Raw genomic sequence first — 19,326 nt, 5'->3', positions numbered from 1 at the left:
TTCTAACCGTTAATGATTAAGCCGATCATGCTGCGAGAGTACTCATCCCAAACGGTTGGGCTCCCGCTTGTTCGGAAGCGTCGGTAGTCATGGGTTGGCTTAAGGAGTAGACAGCTTTCGCTTCACGCGCTGCCAGCCGATCACGATGCCGCTTACGCTAATCAACAGGCCGCCGACACTAAACACTATCAATAAAATATCCCAGATTGGCCGATGATTCAGTAACGGCAGCCAGTCCCAGCTGTGCAAGAAGGCAAATAGCCAGCGGCTGGCACGTCTACCGGCATCGAGTTTGCTGAAGTTGCCGGTGTACGGATCGAGATGCAGCCAGGTACTGTCGGGGTCAGTGAATTCCAGACGCAGGATCGGCAAGCGTTTGTCGATGTGCCCGGTCATGGTATGCGCGGCGCGGCTGTAGTAGTAAAAGTCGTATTCGTTTAACACGCTTTGCTGGGTGATTTTGCTCTGATCCATTAGCCGTTCCGCCGCATTTTGCAGTTCCGGCCAGCCGAATTTTTCGAAAACCGGGCCATTAGCCTGTGCCGTCTGGATACGGCTGCGGCCCAGGCCGTCAAAGGCGATGTAATAGCCCTGGCCGTTCAGTAAGCGCCATTCGATTTCTCGTACTTGAAATCCTGTGTCTTGGAAGTGCGCCAAAGCCTCCGGCACGGATAATGGGAAGTAGTGCTGGGCAATTTTTCCGCCCATGTAGGCCTGGAGATTGGGTTTGGCCGAGGTGGAGTCGAATATCTTCCACGGATTCATCGAAAATAGGCCGCTTAATATCCAGGTGAAGGCGATCACGCCAAACCCCAATCCTAACAAATGATGCCAGCGCATCCAGCCGTTGCGGTATGGGGTTTTCGTGCCGTGCTTGTACCGGCCTTTGAATCGCCAGCGCAGTAGGCCGACGATTAGGCCAAGCAAACTTAATATTGAACCGGCCAGCGCGGTGTAAATGACAATGTCTGCCGCGTAGTGATCCAAAGCGCCGCCGCGAAACGGGTACAGCCAATGGATCCAGGCGCCCAGCCAGTTCCAGATGCGTTCGCTGCGATTGGCGTCGCGCACCACTTCGCCGGTAGTGTTGGAAATATAAAGCAGTGTGGCTGGCTCGTCGTCCATTTGCACGCGGTGCAGCGGGCGATGTTCGTCCAGTGCTTTGGAATGCGTCCAGGCGTCTTCATTGATGCTGTCCAGATAATGGCCGCTGGCTGTTGCTAGAAAACTCCCGGCTGATGCCAACGCCTGAGCCGGCGTAACGTGATCGATACGGTTCCCGGTTTCGGCATCGACGGCAATTTGCTTTTTGCCGTAAGCAAACACATAGCGCGGCACGCCGGCCACGCTGGTCAAGCGCACGCTATCGGGGCTTTTAGCTTGATCACTAGCGGCCAGTGCTTGCGCCAGGCTGATGCGGCAGCGCTCCGCGGCCAAGCCCTGCAAGCCGCTCAGCCTTTCTTGCGGCGTTAGTTTGGGGTAGCCGATATACATCATCACTACCCCGGACACGAACCACATCGCCATAAATAGGCATAGCACGATACCGAGCCAGCGATGGCTCAGGTATAGATAGCGCTTGAACCTGGTGAGCATTAAAAGTCTACTTTCAATTCCATCATGAAGGTACGCGGTGCAGCGACAAAGAATAACGGGGCATTACCGCCGCTACCCCATTCGACGTATTGCTCGTCGGACAGGTTTTTAACCCGCGCGGTGACGGTGGCTTTTGGGTTAAATTTCCACGACAGTTGGGTATCGAATACCGCATAGGCCGGGGTTTTGATCAGGTTGGCGGTATCGACGAAGCGGTCGCCGACGTAGCGCGATCCAAAATTCCATTGCCAATCGGCATCGAAATCCCAGGTTAGCCACGCGTTGGCCACCCATTTGGCGACATTGGCCGGCCGATTGCCTTTTCTTGACACCGTGCTGGTACCGACGGTTTCCAGGAACTTGTCGTACTGGGCATCGACATAGGCCATGTTGCCTTGTACGCTCCATTGATCGTTGAGTTGTACGCCGACATTGGCCTCCACACCGCCAGAGGACTGTGCACCTATTGGTAACTGCCGATTTCGGTCCGTCGGATCGGTTATTGATAGGTTTTTGCGTTCGATGTAGTAGCCCGCCAGCGTCGCCGAGCCTTTGCCGTCCCAAAAGTCGAATTTAGTACCCACCTCCGCTTGCCGGCCCGTTGTGAGGTCGAAGTCTTGCAGCGCGGCGAAGGTGCCGGTGGTCAATATGCCGGATGGCGGATCGGCCGCAGTACTGTATTGCGCGTAGACGTTAAAGGTGGAGGTGATGTCGTACATCAGTGCTGCGCGCCAGGTCACAGCGGTCCAGCGGCGGCCGAAAGCTGCGGGGTTGGTGGCAGTTGGTGCAACAAAGGACGTGCGCAGATTCTTTGAATCCAAGCGTATGTCGTCCACCCGCACGCCGGTGATCAAATTCAGATCGGGCACTAGGGTCAGGCGGTTTTCGGCATAGCCGGCGACGGTATACAACTCGTTGCGGGCGTTGGTGATTGGCCCGGTGGCTAAAGGGTTGTCATAGTAGGTGCCGGTGCTGAAATTATATGGATTGACGATGCTGACGGTGCCTGCCGAGCTTTCCATGCTGGGTGCGCGAGTTTGCTTGTTGTAGGCAATGTCGACCCCGGCCGAGACTTTCGAAGGCAGGCTGAACCAATTGCTGCTATGCACGATTTCGAATCGGTTGCCGACCAGAGCCTGATCGTGATTTACCGCAAACGATTTATTACGGGTAATCAGGGTATTCGTGCTGTTCCAGTCGTAACCTTCTACGTTTAAGTACTGGCGATCTGCTTTGTAGTAATAAAAGGTGTTTTTCAATTGGGTGTTATCGGACAGTTGATAATCAACTATGTCGCGTAACCAAAACACTTGCTGATCGAATACCGAACCCGTGGCGTTATAGTTTTTAAAGCGGGTGCCGGGGTCTATTTGCCCTTCGTTAGGGCCCAATCCCTCAGTGCCCCAGGGTACGATTCGGCCGTTGACCACCGGATTCAGTACCGGTGTACCCCAGTAAGAGTCACGATCTTCCATCTGGTGCTCAAAGGCGATGGTGTGCGACAGTTTGGACGTAATGTCGCTTAACAAGGAAAACGACATCACCCCGGAATCGGCTTCCGTGTTGTCAATATAGCCCTCGGACCCCAAATAGCTGATGTCGGCTTGCAGCCAGTTATCCGTGTTGCCTAGCTGGCCGTTAAAACCATAGGAAGCTCTGCGGTTTAAATATTCGCCCAGCGAGACCAAGCCGTGGTGTTCATCCGGGCCGCGATGGGCGATTTTACTGACATAGTTGACCGAACCGCCTACCGCGCCTTGACCGTATAAGAATGTAGACGGTCCGCCCAACACCTCCACACGGTCAGTGATCCAGCTGTCGATGGGACGGGCGGCCACGACATCATATTGCACGGTGATACCGTTGAATAACTGGGTGATTTGCGCGCCGGTAAAGCCGCGCATCGATACAGAACCGGCCGAGCCGGGTTGCGACGATACGAGTATGCCGGGGGCTTTTTCCAAGGCTTCCTGCGTAGTCTGCGCGCCGCGTTTTTCGAATGTCGCCCGATCGATGATGGTGATTGAAGCCGGCGTCTCGCGAGGTGTCAGGCCCAAGCGGCTGCCGGTGGCGGCTTCGGTATCCAGTTGCGGTTTTTGGTTGGGCGGATTAAATGGGGCCGTTCCAGCGACGGTGACCGTATCCAGCGTAGTGGCGGTGTCGCTGGTTTGGCTTTGGTTGGCGGTTCTGGCGATTTTGGTTTTGCTGGTTGTCTCGCTGTTTTTTAGATCCTCGGTCGGCGATGGCTCGGCGGCGTTAGCGATGCCGTGCAGCGAAAAAAGCAAGGCAGCGACGCCTGCTAGTTGGCCGGTTTGGGCAACTGGAAAATCCTGTAACTTGGTTTTTTTCATTGTTTTTTAGTCAGGTATTTAGAAGTTATAAGGCTTTTCGGAGACAGCAAGTAGTGTGCCGAGATCTGAAGGCCCAGAGTGGCGGGGAATACGGTAGATCAAGTGTTAATTTTTTAATTAATCTGTGTTAATTAAATGGGTCGGTGCGCGGTATATGGCTTATTTTGCCGGCTTGGCGCTGATTGGGTCAGCAGGGATAGGTATCCGCCTCAGTGGATATTGGACTTAAAGCCTGCCGGCCGGCAATGCTAAAATGTCGCATAGGTCGGCGCTGCGGGAAAACGCCAATATCGAAAATTTAGCTAAACAATGGGTTCAAGTATGTCGGGATTTTTTTCCAAACAACATAGCGTCGCGCAGCCCGGCTATAGCCGTTGGTTGGTACCTCCGGCGGCTTTGTCGGTGCATTTGTGCATCGGCCAAGCCTACGCATTCAGCGTGTTTAACGATCCGTTGACGCGAGTGATAGGTGTCGCTAGTTCCGCGCCGGAGGATTGGAAGCTGACTACGCTGGGCTGGATCTTCAGTCTGGCGATTGTTTTTTTAGGTTTGTCGGCGGCATTCGGCGGCAAATGGCTGGAAAAAGTCGGGCCACGCTTGACCATGTTCGTCGCGGCCTGTTGTTTTGGCGGCGGTTTTTTGATCTCTGCGCTGGGCGTGCACCTGCACGAAATCTGGCTGATTTATCTCGGTTACGGGGTCATTGGCGGCATCGGTTTGGGTCTGGGCTATGTGTCGCCGGTATCGACTTTGATCAAATGGTTTCCGGATCGGCGCGGTATGGCAACCGGCATGGCCATCATGGGTTTCGGCGGCGGCGCGATGATAGGCGCGCCTTTGTCAGTATTGCTGATGGATCATTTCAAATCAGTGGAATCTGTGGGGGTAGTGCAAACTTTTCTGGTGATGGGCGGCCTGTATTTTTGTTCGATGCTGATAGGCGCATTGACCATCCGCATCCCGCCGCCCAACTGGCAACCGGAAGGCTGGACACCGCCGTTGGTGCAAAACAAAATGATCACCGACAAGCATGTGCATATCGACCAAGCCCTGAAAACCCCGCAGTTTTATTTGTTGTGGCTGGTGTTGTGTCTGAACGTGACAGCCGGCATCGGTGTGTTGGGTCAAGCCTCGGTGATGATACAAGAGATGTTTAAAGGCTCGGTAACGCCGGCTTCGGCGGCCGGTTTCGTCGGTTTGCTGAGCTTGTTTAATATGGGTGGGCGGTTTTTCTGGTCGTCGGCTTCGGATTTTCTCGGCCGTAAAAATACTTACTTTATTTTCTTCGCAGTGGGCGCAGGTCTATACGCTACGATACCGAGTATGGGCATGGCGGGGAATATGGCCTTATTCGTGTTGTTGTACGCTTTGATCATGAGCATGTATGGCGGCGGTTTTTCCACAATTCCGGCTTATCTGGCGGATATTTTCGGTACCCGCTTCGTTGGCGGCATACACGGCCGCTTGTTGACGGCCTGGTCTACCGCCGGGGTGCTGGGACCGGTGTTGGTCAATTACATCCGCGAATATCAAATAAGCCAGGGCGTGGCGAAGGCCGATGCTTATAACGTGACCATGTACATCATGGCCGGACTATTGGTGGTGGGTTTTATCGCCAATCTGTCGATCCGCCCGGTACATGAGAAACACCATATGAAACACGGTGATTTCGACGAGCTGGACGGTATTTATCCGGCCGACGAAGCCGATCATTAAGCAAGGCAGGGGCAATCCATGAATAACTCAGAAACCAGTAAATCTTCCAGCCCCTGGCTGTTGGCGGTATTTTGGCTTTATGTGCTGATCCCGCTTAGTTGGGGGGTGTGGTCTACGTTGAAAAAGGCCTTGGCTTTGTTCGGCTGAGGTTTAATCCGGCTGTTTGGCGATAAATTCGTAGGCACCCACATCAAGCGGTCCTTGTTGGCGGCGTTTTTCGCTGCCGCGCGGATGGCGATAGACAAATTGCGGATTAAGCAGCATCCCGTTGGCGGCGAATCCGGGAGAGATGCCTTGATCGATTGCCGGGGCATCTGACTTCAGGCAGTAATCGTAACTTGCCGGATCGCTTAACACGGTGGCCGTAGCCTTGAGGTCGTGGTTTTCTAGGTTGGGACCAACCAGTTCGGTGGCTTCGCCTATCAACAGATTGTTGATTAACATCGCTGTGGCGATACTGTGATTATTCAGAAACGAGCCGCCGGGGTGGTCGTTGACGAAGGTGTTGTTGACCAGATAAAGCTGTTGATTCGGCTGGGTTTGGTTGTGTTCGGCGGCAAACGCCAGCATTGCGGCATTTTCGGTGTTTGCACCCTGATGAAACAGATTCCCAATCAGATAGCCGGCGCCGCCATCGGGTAAGTCCACCAGATAACTGGAGCCGTCACGTTCGTCGGTGATGCGATTGTAAAGAATATAGTTTTCCCTGGCCCGCGATTTGACGTTATGGCCGGTGCTGGCATCGTGGACATAAGAATTTTGCAGGGTAAAACGGCGGATATTGCCGATGTAGATGTTATGGCCCAGTTTGCCGTAGCGCGGATAATCGACGGTATTGTCGTTAAACTCCGAGTTTTCGATCACGATGTCGCTGTCAGGGTTAACGCCGGTCAAGATGCCCATCTGGTTGTGATGGAAATGGCAGTTCCTTAGAGTCAGATTAGTACCTTCGAAGCGGATGCCGGCGCCGTTCAGAGCCGGCGCGGTTGCACCCGAAAGTTCGATATTCTCAACGACGACGTCGTTGCCTTTTAGCACCCAGATCGCTTTGCCTTCCGCTGTATTACCGAGAGCATCCAGATGGGCGCCGCCTGCCAGTCCGCGTATGGTCAGCCGCTGCTGCGGCCAGCTGGCGATATCGCCCCGATAAAGCCCGGCATCGATACTGACTACATCGCCGTCTTTGGCCAGTCTCGCGGCCGCGCTAGGCAGTTTAAGCGCGCGCTGCGGGCCCACTTGCCATTCGGTGCCGTGCGCCGGGAAAGCCAGCAGCAAACAAACAACACTTACCAAACACCCCGAAAATATCAAGCGATGCATCCCGGCTCCTGGTGTGGACACCTGTAAAATTCGTTAATCCTGAGCGGTATATTCTGTCCGGTCGAGCAGCGCCTTACAAATGCGTCGGACTGAACCTGCAATATTTAAAGTAATACTTGACCCAGATGAGAGTATTATCCAGTCATCAGGCATATTTGCCAGACCTACGACTTGATTATAAGAATAGCTAGACGCTACTGGAGGACACATGGCTTCACTTGATATGCAAGGTGCTTACGATTTGAGCAATGCCAAAATCAACGAACTAATCACCGAAAGCGCCGAGGGCAATTATGCCTTGGGCATTATCAATCAAAAAACCAATAAGTTTGTCGTCAAATACGTCGGCCGTTCGGAAACCGACCTAAACGCCCGCTTGAAACAACACGTGGGCAGGTATCCCAAATTTAAGTTTAGCTATGCCGCCTCGCCCAAGGCCGCGTTCGAAAAAGTCTGCCAAAATTATCATGATTTCGGCGGCTCGAAAAAACTGCTGAATCATGTGCACCCGACGCGGCCAGCGGACGTCGATTGGAAATGCCCTTGCTGCAACGCGTTCGATTGAGTTTTTGAGCCGAGTATTTTCAAACCGCGGCTAATAGGTTGCGGAGTGATTGAAAAAGGCAAAACAGGCTTTTAAACTCTGTGCGGACTCCGGTGACATGAATTCGTTGAATTTGACGCCGTAGTGGTGTTCGCCATCCACGGGTTTGTGCCAGACTAGGGTGCAGGTAAGCTCCAGTGGCAGTTGGGATTCGTATTGCTGAATATTGTCGTACGGAATGCGCAGCTGAATAGTAATGGAGCTGTTTAGCGGGCAGGGCAGTGCCACGGGCAGACGCAAACAGGCGCCGGACATGCTGAAATCGGCGGTGACCCCGTCGAGAACCAAGTCGGCGATTTCCACATGTGCCAGCAAATAGTGGCTGCTGCGTGGAAATTTGCGGTGCTCGTTGGCGGCTGGTGTTGCCGTCCACTGCGCATCGAAGCTGAAGTGCTCTAACATGTTGCGCATTTTTTCGGTCACCACGTAAAGATCATCACTGATGGTTCGAGTGATATGCACTTTCGATTCGTTCTGGCCCAGTGCTTCGAACAAGGCTTGTACTCTGGCTTGTAACTGGTTGACATTATCCAGTTGGTGTCGAGTGACCGTGGAAATTTGTTGCGCAGTGCCGGCGTTTTCCGCTATCTGGCCGACAATTTCGTTAATCACTACGCTGGTGGTTTCGGCTTTTTCCATACCTTGTTTGGTGGTCTGGATGATGGAGCCCATCGCGTGCGTGTTTTCTTCGATGATTTTGGTTAATTCGCCAATAATGCTGGCGATTTCGGCGGTAGCGCTGGAGGCGTTTTGTGCCAGTTTCCGCACTTCATCGGCCACTACGGCAAAGCCTCTGCCGTATTCGCCGGCTCTGGCGGCTTCGATGGCGGCGTTCAAGGCCAATAAATTGGTTTGCTCGGTGATGTTACGGATCGTGGTGGTAATATCCTGAATTTGCCGATTGGCCTGGCGCAGTGCCAGGGTTTTAGCTTCCGCGCTTTCCACTTCTTTCACAACCCGGCGCATTTCATCAAGATTTTCGTTAACGGCGACGATGCCTTTTTGCGCGGTGTTTTGCGTTTCCTGGGTACGGTGGCGGATTTCTACGGAAAAGCGTTCGACTTCTTCGGTCGTAGTACGTAGTTGTTCGGTAGCGGTTTTTACCTCGGAAGATCGAGCCTGTTCCGAGCGGTTGGCATTGGAAATGCCGCCGGAGATATTGGATATTTGGTAGGAAGACTGACCGATTTGCTTACTAACCGCGTTGATCTCGCGCATATGGCTGGTCAGTTCCTGGCCCATCAGCTTCATAATAGCCAATAGACTGCTGGTATCGTTTTTCTTAGTGGCGACGTTGATGTCCAACTGACCCTTGGCGATACTGCCGGCAATTTTTGATGCGTAGCTGGGTTCGCCGCCCAACACGGTAAATAATTTTCGTGTCAGCCAGACATTGGCGGACACGATCAATAATAAAGCCAGGCCGGCAACCGTGGCGCTGACCGTAAACATTTGGTTTTGCATCTGATTTTGTTGCTGCGATGCGGCGTTGGCTTGTTGTTCCAAGGTGCCGGCAAGCTGATTGAGTTTGTTGGCCAGAATTTCCGAGGCCGCGTCGAAGCCATTCTCCGGGGCTTTCATGATCAAGTTGCCGGCTTCACGGCCTTGCTGAAAATAGGCGTTTGCCATGCGTTCACCGGTGGCATAAAGCTCGCTCACGGCGTTATCGGCGTCTTTAATCGCCGGTTTCTTGTCCGGCATCATCGCCAGTAAACTCGTCAGTTCCGCATGAGCGGCGTTTTTTTCCGCTAAGGCTTCGCTGTAATCGTCTTCACCGACCGCTGACGCATCGGTCAGAAATTGCTGGATTTGCACCACGTGATAGCGAACATTTTTAAACGCCAGAGTAGCGTTTACCAAGCGCTGCTTTTCGGTTTCCGCTGTTTGTAGTTTGCCGTGACTAATCCAGACAAATATATTGCCGACTACCAGCAGTACAGCCACTGTGGCAGTCAATACCGTCAACAGTTTGCGTAATGAAAAATCCTGGGGTCCGGAGTGATTACTAAGGGAATCAAGCATAAGCGGTATCCATATTTAGCAGAAACGTCAATGTGCGGTTTGACAAGTTTAGACTGATACGCGAGTTGTATAGTCATTTTGTAGCTTATTAATCCGACGTATGCATGTTGTCGTTCCCGGTAGAGAGCGGCGGCTTTTTGGAAAGGGCGGTTACAGCGAATTAGTGGGTGAGGTAAATACGGAATTAACCCGTTAACCCGGACATGGTTTTCAACACCGAGATCACAACGCATTTCGGTAGCCGTTGCTGCCATGTTGCCGGGAATAATAAAGCTAGCTAGTGCGGGGAATTTTTATAATAATCGCATAGGGCAGAAGTTAGCTGATCGCTGAACCGGTCGCTTGCGTGGCTGTCCAAGCTTAGAATAAAAAATAATAACAGGAGGTACACCATGCTAGCCAAAATAGCTGTAGTCGATTATATGTCGACCAAAATCGTTACCGTTACCCCCGATACCGAAATTTCTCAGGCGGTTAAAATCTTACTGGACCACAAAGTGACTAGCGTTCCGGTTGTGGACCAGCAAGGTAAGTTGGTGGGGATATTTTCCGAAAAAGACGGCATGAAGGTGTTTGTCGAATCCGCTTACAACCAAAGTATGGCCGGAAAGGTGGGAGAGTTCATGAGCAAAGACCCGCAATTTGTTGATGCCGATGCCAGTCTCGTGGATGTGGCCAGTAAATTTCAGGAATCGCCGACCAGGAGTTTTCCGGTTTTTCAAAACGATCAGTTTGTCGGCATGATTAGCCGGGTCGATGTGCTAAGAGCGTTGTTAGCCATTCGCTAGATGTTTTAGTTCAAGGGCAGACAGCCTCCCTACGGATCGTTGTCTGCGCCTTATCCAGCTTTATTGCCGCACGCCGGCGGACACATAGGTACCCATGATGGTATCAGTGCACGTCGCGGTAATCTTAGCGCCGTTTGGCGTTACCGTGCCGGTACAATTGCCCTTCGATACCCAGCCGTTTTGGTACTGTGCGATGTAATCGTAAGTCAGGGTTTGGGCGATCAGATTGCCGCTGCCCTTTGACGTGTAGCCTACGCCTTGCGCTAGCATTCCCCAGCCCTGGAATTGAAAACTGTCGCTCTGTTGGTCGATGTGAGTGCCGCCCGCGGTCGGCGCGGCGGGGTTATACCAGTCGCCGCTGATGTCGATGACCGGCGAAGGCTCGACTACTGCCGGTTTTGTCTTGTCAATCGGTGGATAAGTTGCCGTTACTATTTGCTGCGTCGGGGGCGATTCGGCCGTCTTTTGCTGTCCAGTCAATTTATCCCAGTTAGTGATGATAGCGACACTGATCGAGCCGATTACACCAATGATCGCGGCGGCGATAGCGGGGTTTTGATTGGATTCGGCCATAAGCTCCTCTATTGCTGAATAAAAATGTCCGGCCGACTGACGTGGCACAGGTTGAGAATTTAGCGCAGATTTAAGCGATTCGGCAATCTAAAAGATGCGCCTGTTGGCTGTTGAATAAAGTGGTGGGAGTTAAGAGGCTGGATCCAGCCGCGTGAAGGAAGGCGGTATTGGACTATTTGACAGGTCTGGACTGGTTTGATCGGGCCTAACTGCGGATGGTGTCGTCGCCGCAGTTAAACCCGAATCGGATCTGAGATTACAGATTACTTATCGCATTTATGCGCGGAGCCGCAGCAATCGGCCATATCGCCGCCGTGCTGTTTGCAATGATCCGCACTGCAATCATGGGCTGCGCCGCCTTGATGATGGGCGCAATGCTGGCTGCTGCAATTGGCGGCAGCGGCGGCTTCGTGATGGGCGCAATGCTCGGTGCCGCATTGGTGGGCGCTGGCATTGGCATCTTGCGCGCAATGTTGGGCGCAGACTTTGTCTTTAGCGCCTGGGTGATCGGCGCAATGTTTTGCGCAATCGTGTTCGGCCGCGGCTTTATCGGCGCAATGTTTCAGGCAGGCTTTGCCTTTTTTACCTTTGTGTTTGGCGCAATGCTCCACGCAATTGTGCGCTGCGGCATCGGCTTTATGTTTAGCGCAATGTTCCGGGGACATGGCGGGTGCCGCTGGCGCGGGGGCGGCGGTTTCAGCCGGTGCCGCGGTTACTGGCGCCACTACCGCAGGCTCAGCAGTTGCTTCGACCGGTTTTGCGGATTCGCAGCCCGTCAGGGTCAGCAAAGCCGGCAAGGTTAAGGCGATTAGCAAATGTTGAATTTTCATATGTATTTCTCGGTTGGTGATAAAGGAGGCGCAATTGTAGGGGTAAGGTGCACGTTAGGCAAATAAAATTGTGTTATTTAACACAGTTTATTTTTGGTTCCTGAAAGCTCGGTATGGGGTGTTTGCTGGCGATGGGTCAATGAGAAGGTAGGAAAATCGATGCCAAAAATTGGTTGCTGAGCTATATTCCCTGGCAACGTAATGTAAAAGTTACCGGGCCGTCGTTGATCAATGCTACTTTCATATCTGCGCCGAATTTGCCGAACTGGCTAGCCGGGTAGATCTCCTGTGCACGCTGTTGCAAATACGCGAATAATTCCAGGCCCAATTCCGGCGGGGCCGCGGAAGCAAAGCTGGGCCGGTTGCCGGTATCAGTATTGGCTGCCAGGGTAAATTGCGGTACCAGCAGCAGGCCGCCCTGAATATCGCGCAAACTCAGATTCATTTTGTCATCTGCATCCGCAAATATCCGGTAATTCAAAATCCGCTCCAGCAATCTGTCGGCTTGCTTGGGCGTATCGGCTTTTTCGACAGCCACCAAGGCCATGACGCCGGTGCCGATCACGCCGATGTCGATACCGTTTACCGTGACTTTGGCTTGGGTCACGCGCTGGATAATGCTGATCATGTGTGTTCCTGCAAATAGTTTAGGTAGTCGCCGCTGTGGATGCGCATTAGTTCGTTCACGGGACGATTGTAAAGATAGGTCCAAGCCAAAACGGTTTGTCCATCCGGCAAACTTACCTGTAGTTCACGGCGGATATATTCGTGCGGCTGCGGAAAATTCGCGGCGCATTCTTCGTAAATATCCAGAGCCGACAGCGTGTGCTCGGAGTTTTGCATCAGATATAGTTCGCCTTTGACCAGCTTTATTCCGCCAGCAATAGCGCCCGGATAAGCATCAACTTCGTATAGTTCGCCGTGGATAAATGCATCGCCGATGTAATCGCAATCTGCTAGAAACGGGTGTTGGATTTGATTTTGACGGTTTCTGCGCAGTGTGCCGTAGACAAACAGGTATTGCGGTTTACTCATGAATATATGCGGTCGACCAAGTCCTTGAACCAGCGTGGGCGAAAGGCCACGATATAAAGCAGGGTCAAACCCATCAGCGGAACCGGACCAATTTCGACAATAGTCAATAACAGAATGAAGACAAACCACTTTAAACGGGCAAACGAGGCTTGTTTACTCATAGTCGTTCAGTAACGAATGCCGGTGATGTAATACCGCGTTTCTTGCTCGGCGTGTCGGACGGCTATTTCGTCGTCCAGCATCTTCTTCAATAAGGCTGTCGCCAAAGGCGAGTCTAGGCTGATCAAGCCGCCGGTGGTGTCAATTTCGTCAGCACCGACGATGCGATAAGTGATTTCTTCGCCATCCATGGTTTCCAACGTCACCCAAGCGCCGAAAAATACCTGATTACGATTGGCCGGCTTTTCGGACACCACGGTCAGCGACGGCAAGCGTTTTTGCAGATAATGAATGCGCCGGTCAATTTCCCGCAGTTCCTTTTTCCGGTAGATATACTCGGCGTTCTCCGAGCGATCACCTTCTGCGGCGGCGGCTGATAAGGCGATAGTCACGTCTTTACGTCGTTCCCAGAGCTGTTTCAGCTCGGTTTCCAGGGTGCGATAGCCTTCGGCGGTGATGTACGGCGAAGATTTAGGGCGGGGCGGTCGCCAGCGTGACATGTTTTTTCGGGGAAAAGGTTATATGATGTCGGCTTTTTTTCATCCAGCGAAGACGCTTATGCAAATCACAGACAAAACGGCTGTTTCCATCCATTATACCTTAACCAACCAAGACGGTGAGCAGCTGGATAGTTCCAGAGGCGAAGAGCCGTTGTTGTATTTGCATGGCGCGGGCAACATTATTGCGGGTTTGGAAGCTGCTTTACACGGCAAGCAAGCCGGCGATAAATTCAACGTCACTATAGCGGCCGATCAGGCTTACGGTGAAGTCTCTGAAGAGATGATCCAGGTGGTATCCAAAAAAATGTTCGACGGTATGGATATCGATATTGGCATGCAGTTTCATGCCGACGTTAGCCACGGCCCCGGCATCATCACCATCGTCGAAATCGACGGCGACGATGTTACCATCGACGGCAACCATCCTTTAGCAGGCGAAGACTTGACCTTTGACGTGGAAGTTATCGATGTCAGACCGGCGACAGCCGATGAAGTGGCCCACGGCCATATCCATGGCTCAGGCTGCCACCACTAGTAAGCGTTCTTTAGCCGCAAATTAGTAAGCGATAAACGCGCTGCATTTATCGCTTACATTTCCACTGCATGGACTGTCTCTTTCATTGAGAGGTAGTGTTCAGGCCCAAATCCACCCTGCTATGTCCGAGTAAAGTCCCGGTAGCAAACGCCAAATCTATCATCGACACTTGATAGTCGCCGATGGCCCGCACTTCCCGCAGCTGAGCCTCGCCAAGCCTAGTTAGGGTTTCCAGTACCTCGGTCATGGTGCGCAAGCCTTCCTTAAACTGTTTGAGTTCGGCATCGTAATTCAGTCCGGCCAGTACCACGTTTTGGCGGGTGGCTAAAATGCGTTGCCAGTTTTGGCTCATTTGATCCAACGCGTCGTAGATTTCCCGGCGCACGCTCAATTCGCGCAGTTGCTGAGTGGTCAGACGCTGCATGCGTTCCTGCACGGCCCGGTCCAGACGGGCCCGGCGCAGTTCGTTGCTGAGCGGAATTTCCACACGTAAGCCTACCGACCAATCCGAATAATTGCCGCTCAAAGTCTGATCGAAAGCGCCGCCGTAGGACGAAGTATCACGGCCCAGCGCGGCGTAGTTGTAATCCAGCATGAACATCGGCAAGGTTTGATTGCTGAGATAATCGATTTTGGTCAAATCGGCGGCCAGCTTTAATTCCAGTTCCAGCAATTCCAAACGGCCGTCCAAGGCGCGTTGTGCCAGCTGCTCGCGGTCCAGATTAAATTCCAGCAGGGTCGGCGAGGTATCGGGGATCAACAGAGTTTGCGAATCCAAATCCAGACCCGGCGCATTCAATAACAATTTCAGCTGGCGTTGGCGGGTCTTTAAGCTGGTTTCGGCGATAATCAGCGACTCCAGGCGTTCGGCCACGCCGATTTCCGCACGGTTGATTTCCACGCTGGCAGTTAAACCTTCCGCCACCCGTTTTCTCACCATGTTCAGGTTGTTCGAGGCGTTTTCGTACTGTTGGCGGCGCACGTCCAACTCGCCCCAAGCCACATACAGGCTCCAATATGCGCGTTCGACCATCGCCAAGACCCGAATCGCCTGCAAGCGGGTTTTGACGTCTACCGCTTGTTGTTCGTAGCGGGCGATGCGAATCCCGGCCACATTATTGGAAATACCGGCGTCACGCAGCAAGGGCTGGCTGATGGAGAAGCGCAGCGCATTTTGATATTGGTCGGACGCGACGCCGCGAAACTGGCGTTTACCATCGAACGGCGAACTGACGGTCACTTTTGCGCCGGTGCGTAAAGGAATCACGATGCCCGCTTCCATGTCCAATACTTCGGTCTCCTGCGGCACGGCGGTGAGTTTGTCGATTTCATTCTTCAGCGGCGAAGTGGGGTCGACCGGGGTGAAACTGACCACATCCAGATTTTGCGCGGGTGTGTTTTTCTTACCGTATTTGGCCTTGGCAAAGATCAAATCGTCGAATTTGGCTTCTTCTTCGCTAACCGCGGTGGCAGCGATTTTCGGGTCGGCCTGGGCGATCTTCAGGTCCAAATTGTTTTCTAAAGCCATGCTGCGCACGTCCGAGATGGATAGCTGCTTGCTAGTTTCCGGCGCTACTTTGGGTAACTCGGGTTTAGCCGCGCTGGGCGGGGGCAGGATGGTCGCCGATTTTGGCCGGCCTTCCTTAAACTTGGGCAAGGCCTGCTCCACGGTTTGCGGCGGCAACTGCGAAATGGCCGGCAGCGGCAAACCCTCATCGGGATTCAGACGTTCTTCCACCCGCTTCACGAGTTTACGGTCGGGGCTGGTATCGAGATACTGTCCGCAACTGACCAGTAAAGGTATCAGCAATATTGTGCCGATGCGCCGCCCGCAGGCTTGCAACTGCTTGGCCTTAGCCCCTGTTTGGTGGTGACGGGATGCAAAACGATTCATAAGCGCTTATTTCAATTTTTGCCTGACCAGATCGGTCGCCGGCGCTTCCGTAGTCATTTGCGGTGGAAAGGCATTCAGTTGACGCCACAGTTCGTAGGCCATCGTTACCCGGTTCAACAAGACCCAGCCTTTCACTCTCACGCCTTGGCGGGCGAAGCGTTCAGCCGGCCAGGGCCGGTCTTTGGGATCGGGCACGATCAGCACCCGGAATTTACCCTTGCCGTCGTCGGTAGAATCCACAAAGGCTACCAGCCCGCCGAAGGTGCCCACCGCCACTTCCGGCCAGCCGGCGAACTGTAAGGCTGGCCAGCCCTCGAATTGCAGACGCGCATGCCGGCCTGGGGTGATTAATACTGCGTCATTACCATCCACCCACAGTTCCACGGCTTTCACATCCATGTCCGGCACCAACACCAGCAGCGGATCGCCTTGTCTGACGATGTCGCTCTGTGGATTGGCCAGCAGTCTGAGGATGCTGCCGTCGCGCGGGGCCCTGATTTGTTGCGACTGCTGGCGGGAGACATCCACTTCGCTTTTCAATAAGCTGCTGCGGCTGTCTTCCAGTTCGCTTTGGGTTTTGTTGGCCGAGGCAGTCGCCGAATCAATCCGGGCCTGAGCATCGGCGCGAATCCGACCTATTTCCGCTTCGGCGGCGCGTTGTTCGGCCAAAGCGCCTTCCAGACTGGCTTGCGCACTGTTTAAGCTGCGTTGCGCTACGATGCCGTCGCGTTGCGCGACTTCGTAATCGCGCTGCGACACCAAGCCGTCGCCGATCAAGCGTTGCAGGCGCTGGGTTTGCACGCTGGCCGTTTCCAGGGTGGCACGCGCCGAGGCAATGGCTTCACTGGCCGAGCGGGCGCGTTGCCTAGCCACATCCAGCCGGTATTGCGCGGTAGCCACTTGTAAATCGCGGGTGGCAATCAAGTTGTCGATTTGCAGACGGTATGCCTTTAGCTCGGCTTCCTTGGCCGCCAATTTCGCGGCGGCAGCCGCGCGCTGTTGTTGCAGGCGTTCCAGCAATTCCGGATCGACATCGGTGATTTCCATCAGCAAATCGCCGGCCTTAACTTTGGTGCCTTCTTTAGCATGCCAACTGACGATACGCCCGGACACCGGTGCATCTAAATTCTGTTGGCGTTCGAGCGGCGCAAAGGCCGAGACCCGGCCGTTGCCGTTGATGTTTTGTTGCCACGGTGTCAGTAGCAGGGCTGGAGGAGTCAACAGAAATAGCCAGACGCAAGCGCGCGCTAAACTGCTGACTAGGCGCGGGGTGTGTGCCGCCGATAGCGCGGACAGCCTAATCTGTAAATCAGTCATGGGCGGCTCCGGGCAAATGAATAACGCGTTGGCAAAGCGCGGCTGTTTCGGTTGCTCCGGTCAGTAGCAATAGCGTCCAGGGTGCATCGGCGGCAAATAGCGCCGGTGCCAACTGCTGCTGCAATCCGGTGTCCAACCCATCGAGTATGCCATCCACGATCAACAAGGCGGGGCTGGCGATGATGGCTCTAGCCAACATGACTTGTATGGCCTGGCTATGAGCAAGCGGTGAGCCGCCGGGACTCATCACGGTATCTAAATTGATGTCGGTCAGGCCAACCTTGGCTAGGGCCCGCTCGACATCGGTGACGCTCAAGTTCGTATCGCCGAGCCGGACATTTTCCAGCATGCTGTCGTGAAAAATCTCCAGTCGGCTGACCACCGCGATGTTCTGACGCAAGCTGCTCAGGCGCAGATCGTCCAGAGCCTGGCGATTGATTTGTATCTGCCCGGCTTGTGCTTGCCGCATCCCGCTCAATAGCGAGGCCAGAGCGGTTTTGCCGCTGCCGGGGCCGCCTAAAATCGCGACTTTTTCGCCCGGCTGTACGTGCATGGAAAAATCGGCGAATAATGGCCGCTGAGAATTGAAGCCAAATTTCAAATTGCTGATCGTTAAAGACGCCGGACCATTGAATTCTACATCCAGCTCAGCGGAAGTTTCTAAAGGCAAATCCAATAAATGGCCGATCTTGTCCGTGCCGGCCATCAGGTCGTAAAAGCCTTCCAGATGCTTGCCGAATTTGATCAATGCCAGTAAGGCCGACGAGACGATCAGTTCCGCTGCGACTAATTGACCCAAGGTTAAGTGGCCGTCTATTACCAGATAGCCGCCGATAGCCAATAAGGCCGTACTGGCGATGGCATATAAGGCCACAGAGGCGATCACTTGTTCCAACAGCACCCGGTAATGCCGGCGTTTGGCTGTTAAATAATCCAGTGCCAGTTTGTCGGTACGGTTGGCGGCCATTGCTGCACCGTTACCGAATTTAAAGGTCTGGATGTTGCCGGCCACGTTTTCCAGCCAGGCTACCAAGGCATATTTGCTGATGGATTCCTGAATCGCCGTCGTGACCGCGCCGCGGCCCAACAAAAATACTATCGCTGTGATAGCCAACAGCAAAACCACATCGAAAGCCAAGAGGAAGGGGTGATAGAAGGCCAGCATGATCAGGCCGACGCAGGTTTGCACCACGGTGCTCAAACCGTCCAATAGCAGCGACGAACCGGCTTTTTGCAAGGTTAATACATCGAAAAAACGATTGACCAGTTCCGCGCCGTGTTGACTGTCATAGGTATCGCTACGCACCCTGGGCAAGCGATAGGCCAAGTCGGCGGCCAGGCGCACGAAAATCCGCCGCTGCACGATTTCCACCAGATAGGATTCCAGCACATAGACCGCGCCGGCGAAGCTTAGAAAGAAAAACAGGATGGTCGCCAACACGATTAAAGGCTGACCCATGCCGCCCATCGCCACGGTATTGACCAGCGCTTGCACCGCCACCGGCGAAGCCAGGGCCAGTAAGCCGGAGCCCAAAGCCAAGCCCAACAATAGCCAGAGATCGTGGCGGTCGGCGCGTAACAATTCCAGCAAGCGGCGGAATGGCGGCAGGTGCGCGTGATGGTCTTGGCTGACGGCATTCTCAAACGGCGCCTGAGCTTGCGCTAACAGCCATTCGCTAATGCCGGCATCGGATCGGCCCAGTAATTTACCGATGTCAGCGGGTTTGACTAGGCGCTCTTCGATGACCTCACCTTGGGCCAAAGCCACTCTGACTTTGCCGCCGCGAAATCCGTACAGGACTATCCAGCCGTAACCGTCGGACAGGCTGGTTAGTAGTGGGGTTTGCGGGGCGGAGGCATTTGCGGCGGCGGTTGGTGTGAGCAGCACACTCTCCATGTTCAAGCCCAAATGGTCGCCGATAGCGACCAGCGCTGCCTGAGTATCGTCGCCGGCTGATTCTATCAAACGCTCCGTAAGTCCTTGGGCTTGGCTGTGCATCTCCAGCAAGCCGAATAAAAACTCCAGTAGGGTCAGCGTCGATTGTTTTCGGTGCGGGTGTTCCTTAAATCCTGAGGCGGTGCTCAT

At 53.8% G+C, this 19,326-nt stretch carries 18 protein-coding genes; 5 read left to right on the top strand and 13 right to left on the bottom strand.

Annotated features, from left to right (window positions below; all coding sequences use genetic code 11):
• Positions 1 to 99: 99 nt before the first annotated feature.
• Together ACR64Q_RS12130 and ACR64Q_RS12125 are read right to left on the bottom strand one after the other, a co-directional pair.
• On the bottom strand, positions 100 to 1,596 hold the full coding sequence (locus ACR64Q_RS12130; RefSeq protein ID WP_313734976.1) for a PepSY domain-containing protein: 1,497 nt from the start codon (positions 1,594 to 1,596) through the stop codon (positions 100 to 102).
• A complete protein-coding gene (locus ACR64Q_RS12125; protein WP_313734975.1) occupies positions 1,596 to 3,947 on the bottom strand; it encodes a TonB-dependent receptor in 2,352 nt (783 codons plus the stop codon). The genes ACR64Q_RS12130 and ACR64Q_RS12125 overlap by 1 nt, the downstream gene beginning before the upstream one ends.
• Before the next feature lie 321 nt (positions 3,948 to 4,268).
• On the opposite strand from ACR64Q_RS12125, the gene ACR64Q_RS12120 reads away from it, so the two are divergent.
• Positions 4,269 to 5,663, top strand: a complete 1,395-nt coding sequence (locus ACR64Q_RS12120) for an L-lactate MFS transporter (RefSeq protein ID WP_313734974.1) — start codon at positions 4,269 to 4,271, stop codon at positions 5,661 to 5,663.
• Between the two features lie 18 nt (positions 5,664 to 5,681).
• Complete coding sequence (locus ACR64Q_RS12115; protein WP_268743562.1) at positions 5,682 to 5,810, top strand: MFS transporter small subunit; 129 nt, start codon at positions 5,682 to 5,684, stop codon at positions 5,808 to 5,810.
• 3 nt (positions 5,811 to 5,813) lie between these two features.
• Here ACR64Q_RS12115 and ACR64Q_RS12110 read toward each other — a convergent pair whose 3' ends face one another.
• Positions 5,814 to 6,983: a right-handed parallel beta-helix repeat-containing protein gene (locus ACR64Q_RS12110; RefSeq protein WP_313734971.1), complete on the bottom strand. Its 1,170-nt coding sequence runs from the start codon at positions 6,981 to 6,983 to the stop codon at positions 5,814 to 5,816.
• Between the two features lie 208 nt (positions 6,984 to 7,191).
• Here ACR64Q_RS12110 and ACR64Q_RS12105 point away from each other — a divergent pair, with 208 nt between their 5' ends.
• Positions 7,192 to 7,548: a hypothetical protein gene (locus ACR64Q_RS12105; protein ID WP_020481539.1), complete on the top strand. Its 357-nt coding sequence runs from the start codon at positions 7,192 to 7,194 to the stop codon at positions 7,546 to 7,548.
• A 30-nt stretch (positions 7,549 to 7,578) separates the two neighbouring features.
• Here ACR64Q_RS12105 and ACR64Q_RS12100 read toward each other — a convergent pair whose 3' ends face one another.
• Positions 7,579 to 9,609: a methyl-accepting chemotaxis protein gene (locus tag ACR64Q_RS12100; protein WP_313734970.1), complete on the bottom strand. Its 2,031-nt coding sequence runs from the start codon at positions 9,607 to 9,609 to the stop codon at positions 7,579 to 7,581.
• 392 nt (positions 9,610 to 10,001) lie between these two features.
• Between ACR64Q_RS12100 and ACR64Q_RS12095 the strand changes: the two genes are divergently transcribed.
• Positions 10,002 to 10,397, top strand: coding sequence for a CBS domain-containing protein (locus ACR64Q_RS12095; RefSeq protein WP_020481537.1), 396 nt, complete (start codon positions 10,002 to 10,004; stop codon positions 10,395 to 10,397).
• Positions 10,398 to 10,457: 60 nt separating this feature from the next.
• Here ACR64Q_RS12095 and ACR64Q_RS12090 read toward each other — a convergent pair whose 3' ends face one another.
• The 6 genes from ACR64Q_RS12090 to greB all read right to left on the bottom strand — a co-directional run bounded on the left by ACR64Q_RS12090 (position 10,458) and on the right by greB (position 13,494).
• Positions 10,458 to 10,970, bottom strand: coding sequence for a hypothetical protein (locus ACR64Q_RS12090; RefSeq protein ID WP_313734968.1), 513 nt, complete (start codon positions 10,968 to 10,970; stop codon positions 10,458 to 10,460).
• A gap of 263 nt (positions 10,971 to 11,233) precedes the next feature.
• Positions 11,234 to 11,800, bottom strand: coding sequence for a hypothetical protein (locus ACR64Q_RS12085; RefSeq protein ID WP_313734967.1), 567 nt, complete (start codon positions 11,798 to 11,800; stop codon positions 11,234 to 11,236).
• Positions 11,801 to 11,981: 181 nt separating this feature from the next.
• Positions 11,982 to 12,428, bottom strand: a complete 447-nt coding sequence (gene dtd, locus ACR64Q_RS12080) for a D-aminoacyl-tRNA deacylase (protein ID WP_313734966.1) — start codon at positions 12,426 to 12,428, stop codon at positions 11,982 to 11,984.
• Complete coding sequence (locus ACR64Q_RS12075; protein WP_313734965.1) at positions 12,425 to 12,835, bottom strand: gamma-glutamylcyclotransferase family protein; 411 nt, start codon at positions 12,833 to 12,835, stop codon at positions 12,425 to 12,427. The genes dtd and ACR64Q_RS12075 overlap by 4 nt, the downstream gene beginning before the upstream one ends.
• Positions 12,832 to 12,996 carry a hypothetical protein gene (locus ACR64Q_RS12070; protein ID WP_020481532.1) on the bottom strand — a complete coding sequence of 55 codons (165 nt, stop codon included), beginning with the start codon at positions 12,994 to 12,996 and terminating at the stop codon, positions 12,832 to 12,834. Before ACR64Q_RS12070 ends, ACR64Q_RS12075 begins: the two co-directional genes overlap by 4 nt.
• A 6-nt stretch (positions 12,997 to 13,002) precedes the next feature.
• Complete coding sequence (gene greB / locus ACR64Q_RS12065; RefSeq protein WP_313734963.1) at positions 13,003 to 13,494, bottom strand: transcription elongation factor GreB; 492 nt, start codon at positions 13,492 to 13,494, stop codon at positions 13,003 to 13,005.
• A gap of 58 nt (positions 13,495 to 13,552) precedes the next feature.
• Here greB and ACR64Q_RS12060 point away from each other — a divergent pair, with 58 nt between their 5' ends.
• Positions 13,553 to 14,029, top strand: a complete 477-nt coding sequence (locus ACR64Q_RS12060) for an FKBP-type peptidyl-prolyl cis-trans isomerase (protein WP_036274250.1) — start codon at positions 13,553 to 13,555, stop codon at positions 14,027 to 14,029.
• Positions 14,030 to 14,111: 82 nt separating this feature from the next.
• Here the strand turns inward: ACR64Q_RS12060 and ACR64Q_RS12055 are convergent, their stop codons facing one another.
• Genes ACR64Q_RS12055 through ACR64Q_RS12045 form a run of 3 tightly spaced genes read right to left on the bottom strand, consistent with a single transcriptional unit; the run spans position 14,112 to position 19,326 of the window.
• The gene (locus ACR64Q_RS12055) at positions 14,112 to 15,923 is read right to left on the bottom strand and encodes a TolC family protein (protein ID WP_313734961.1); all 1,812 of its coding nucleotides are present in this window, start codon (positions 15,921 to 15,923) and stop codon (positions 14,112 to 14,114) included.
• 6 nt (positions 15,924 to 15,929) lie between these two features.
• Complete coding sequence (locus ACR64Q_RS12050) at positions 15,930 to 17,240, bottom strand: HlyD family secretion protein (protein ID WP_313734960.1); 1,311 nt, start codon at positions 17,238 to 17,240, stop codon at positions 15,930 to 15,932.
• Positions 17,233 to 19,326, bottom strand: coding sequence for a peptidase domain-containing ABC transporter (locus tag ACR64Q_RS12045; protein ID WP_313734959.1), 2,094 nt, complete (start codon positions 19,324 to 19,326; stop codon positions 17,233 to 17,235). The genes ACR64Q_RS12050 and ACR64Q_RS12045 overlap by 8 nt, the downstream gene beginning before the upstream one ends.

This window comes from Methylomonas sp. 2F7, assembly GCF_057126975.1.
This window is presented reverse-complemented; position numbering and strand designations above follow the sequence as displayed.

Coding starts and splice junctions, on each gene's coding strand:
- ACR64Q_RS12130 (WP_313734976.1), bottom strand. CDS start 1,596: ATGCTCACCAGGTTCAAGCGCTATCTATACCTGAGCCATCGCTGGCTC.
- ACR64Q_RS12125 (WP_313734975.1), bottom strand. CDS start 3,947: ATGAAAAAAACCAAGTTACAGGATTTTCCAGTTGCCCAAACCGGCCAA.
- ACR64Q_RS12120 (WP_313734974.1), top strand. CDS start 4,269: ATGTCGGGATTTTTTTCCAAACAACATAGCGTCGCGCAGCCCGGCTAT.
- ACR64Q_RS12115 (WP_268743562.1), top strand. CDS start 5,682: ATGAATAACTCAGAAACCAGTAAATCTTCCAGCCCCTGGCTGTTGGCG.
- ACR64Q_RS12110 (WP_313734971.1), bottom strand. CDS start 6,983: ATGCATCGCTTGATATTTTCGGGGTGTTTGGTAAGTGTTGTTTGTTTG.
- ACR64Q_RS12105 (WP_020481539.1), top strand. CDS start 7,192: ATGGCTTCACTTGATATGCAAGGTGCTTACGATTTGAGCAATGCCAAA.
- ACR64Q_RS12100 (WP_313734970.1), bottom strand. CDS start 9,609: ATGCTTGATTCCCTTAGTAATCACTCCGGACCCCAGGATTTTTCATTA.
- ACR64Q_RS12095 (WP_020481537.1), top strand. CDS start 10,002: ATGCTAGCCAAAATAGCTGTAGTCGATTATATGTCGACCAAAATCGTT.
- ACR64Q_RS12090 (WP_313734968.1), bottom strand. CDS start 10,970: ATGGCCGAATCCAATCAAAACCCCGCTATCGCCGCCGCGATCATTGGT.
- ACR64Q_RS12085 (WP_313734967.1), bottom strand. CDS start 11,800: ATGAAAATTCAACATTTGCTAATCGCCTTAACCTTGCCGGCTTTGCTG.
- dtd (WP_313734966.1), bottom strand. CDS start 12,428: ATGATCAGCATTATCCAGCGCGTGACCCAAGCCAAAGTCACGGTAAAC.
- ACR64Q_RS12075 (WP_313734965.1), bottom strand. CDS start 12,835: ATGAGTAAACCGCAATACCTGTTTGTCTACGGCACACTGCGCAGAAAC.
- ACR64Q_RS12070 (WP_020481532.1), bottom strand. CDS start 12,996: ATGAGTAAACAAGCCTCGTTTGCCCGTTTAAAGTGGTTTGTCTTCATT.
- greB (WP_313734963.1), bottom strand. CDS start 13,494: ATGTCACGCTGGCGACCGCCCCGCCCTAAATCTTCGCCGTACATCACC.
- ACR64Q_RS12060 (WP_036274250.1), top strand. CDS start 13,553: ATGCAAATCACAGACAAAACGGCTGTTTCCATCCATTATACCTTAACC.
- ACR64Q_RS12055 (WP_313734961.1), bottom strand. CDS start 15,923: ATGAATCGTTTTGCATCCCGTCACCACCAAACAGGGGCTAAGGCCAAG.
- ACR64Q_RS12050 (WP_313734960.1), bottom strand. CDS start 17,240: ATGACTGATTTACAGATTAGGCTGTCCGCGCTATCGGCGGCACACACC.
- ACR64Q_RS12045 (WP_313734959.1), bottom strand. CDS start 19,326: ATGAGCACCGCCTCAGGATTTAAGGAACACCCGCACCGAAAACAATCG.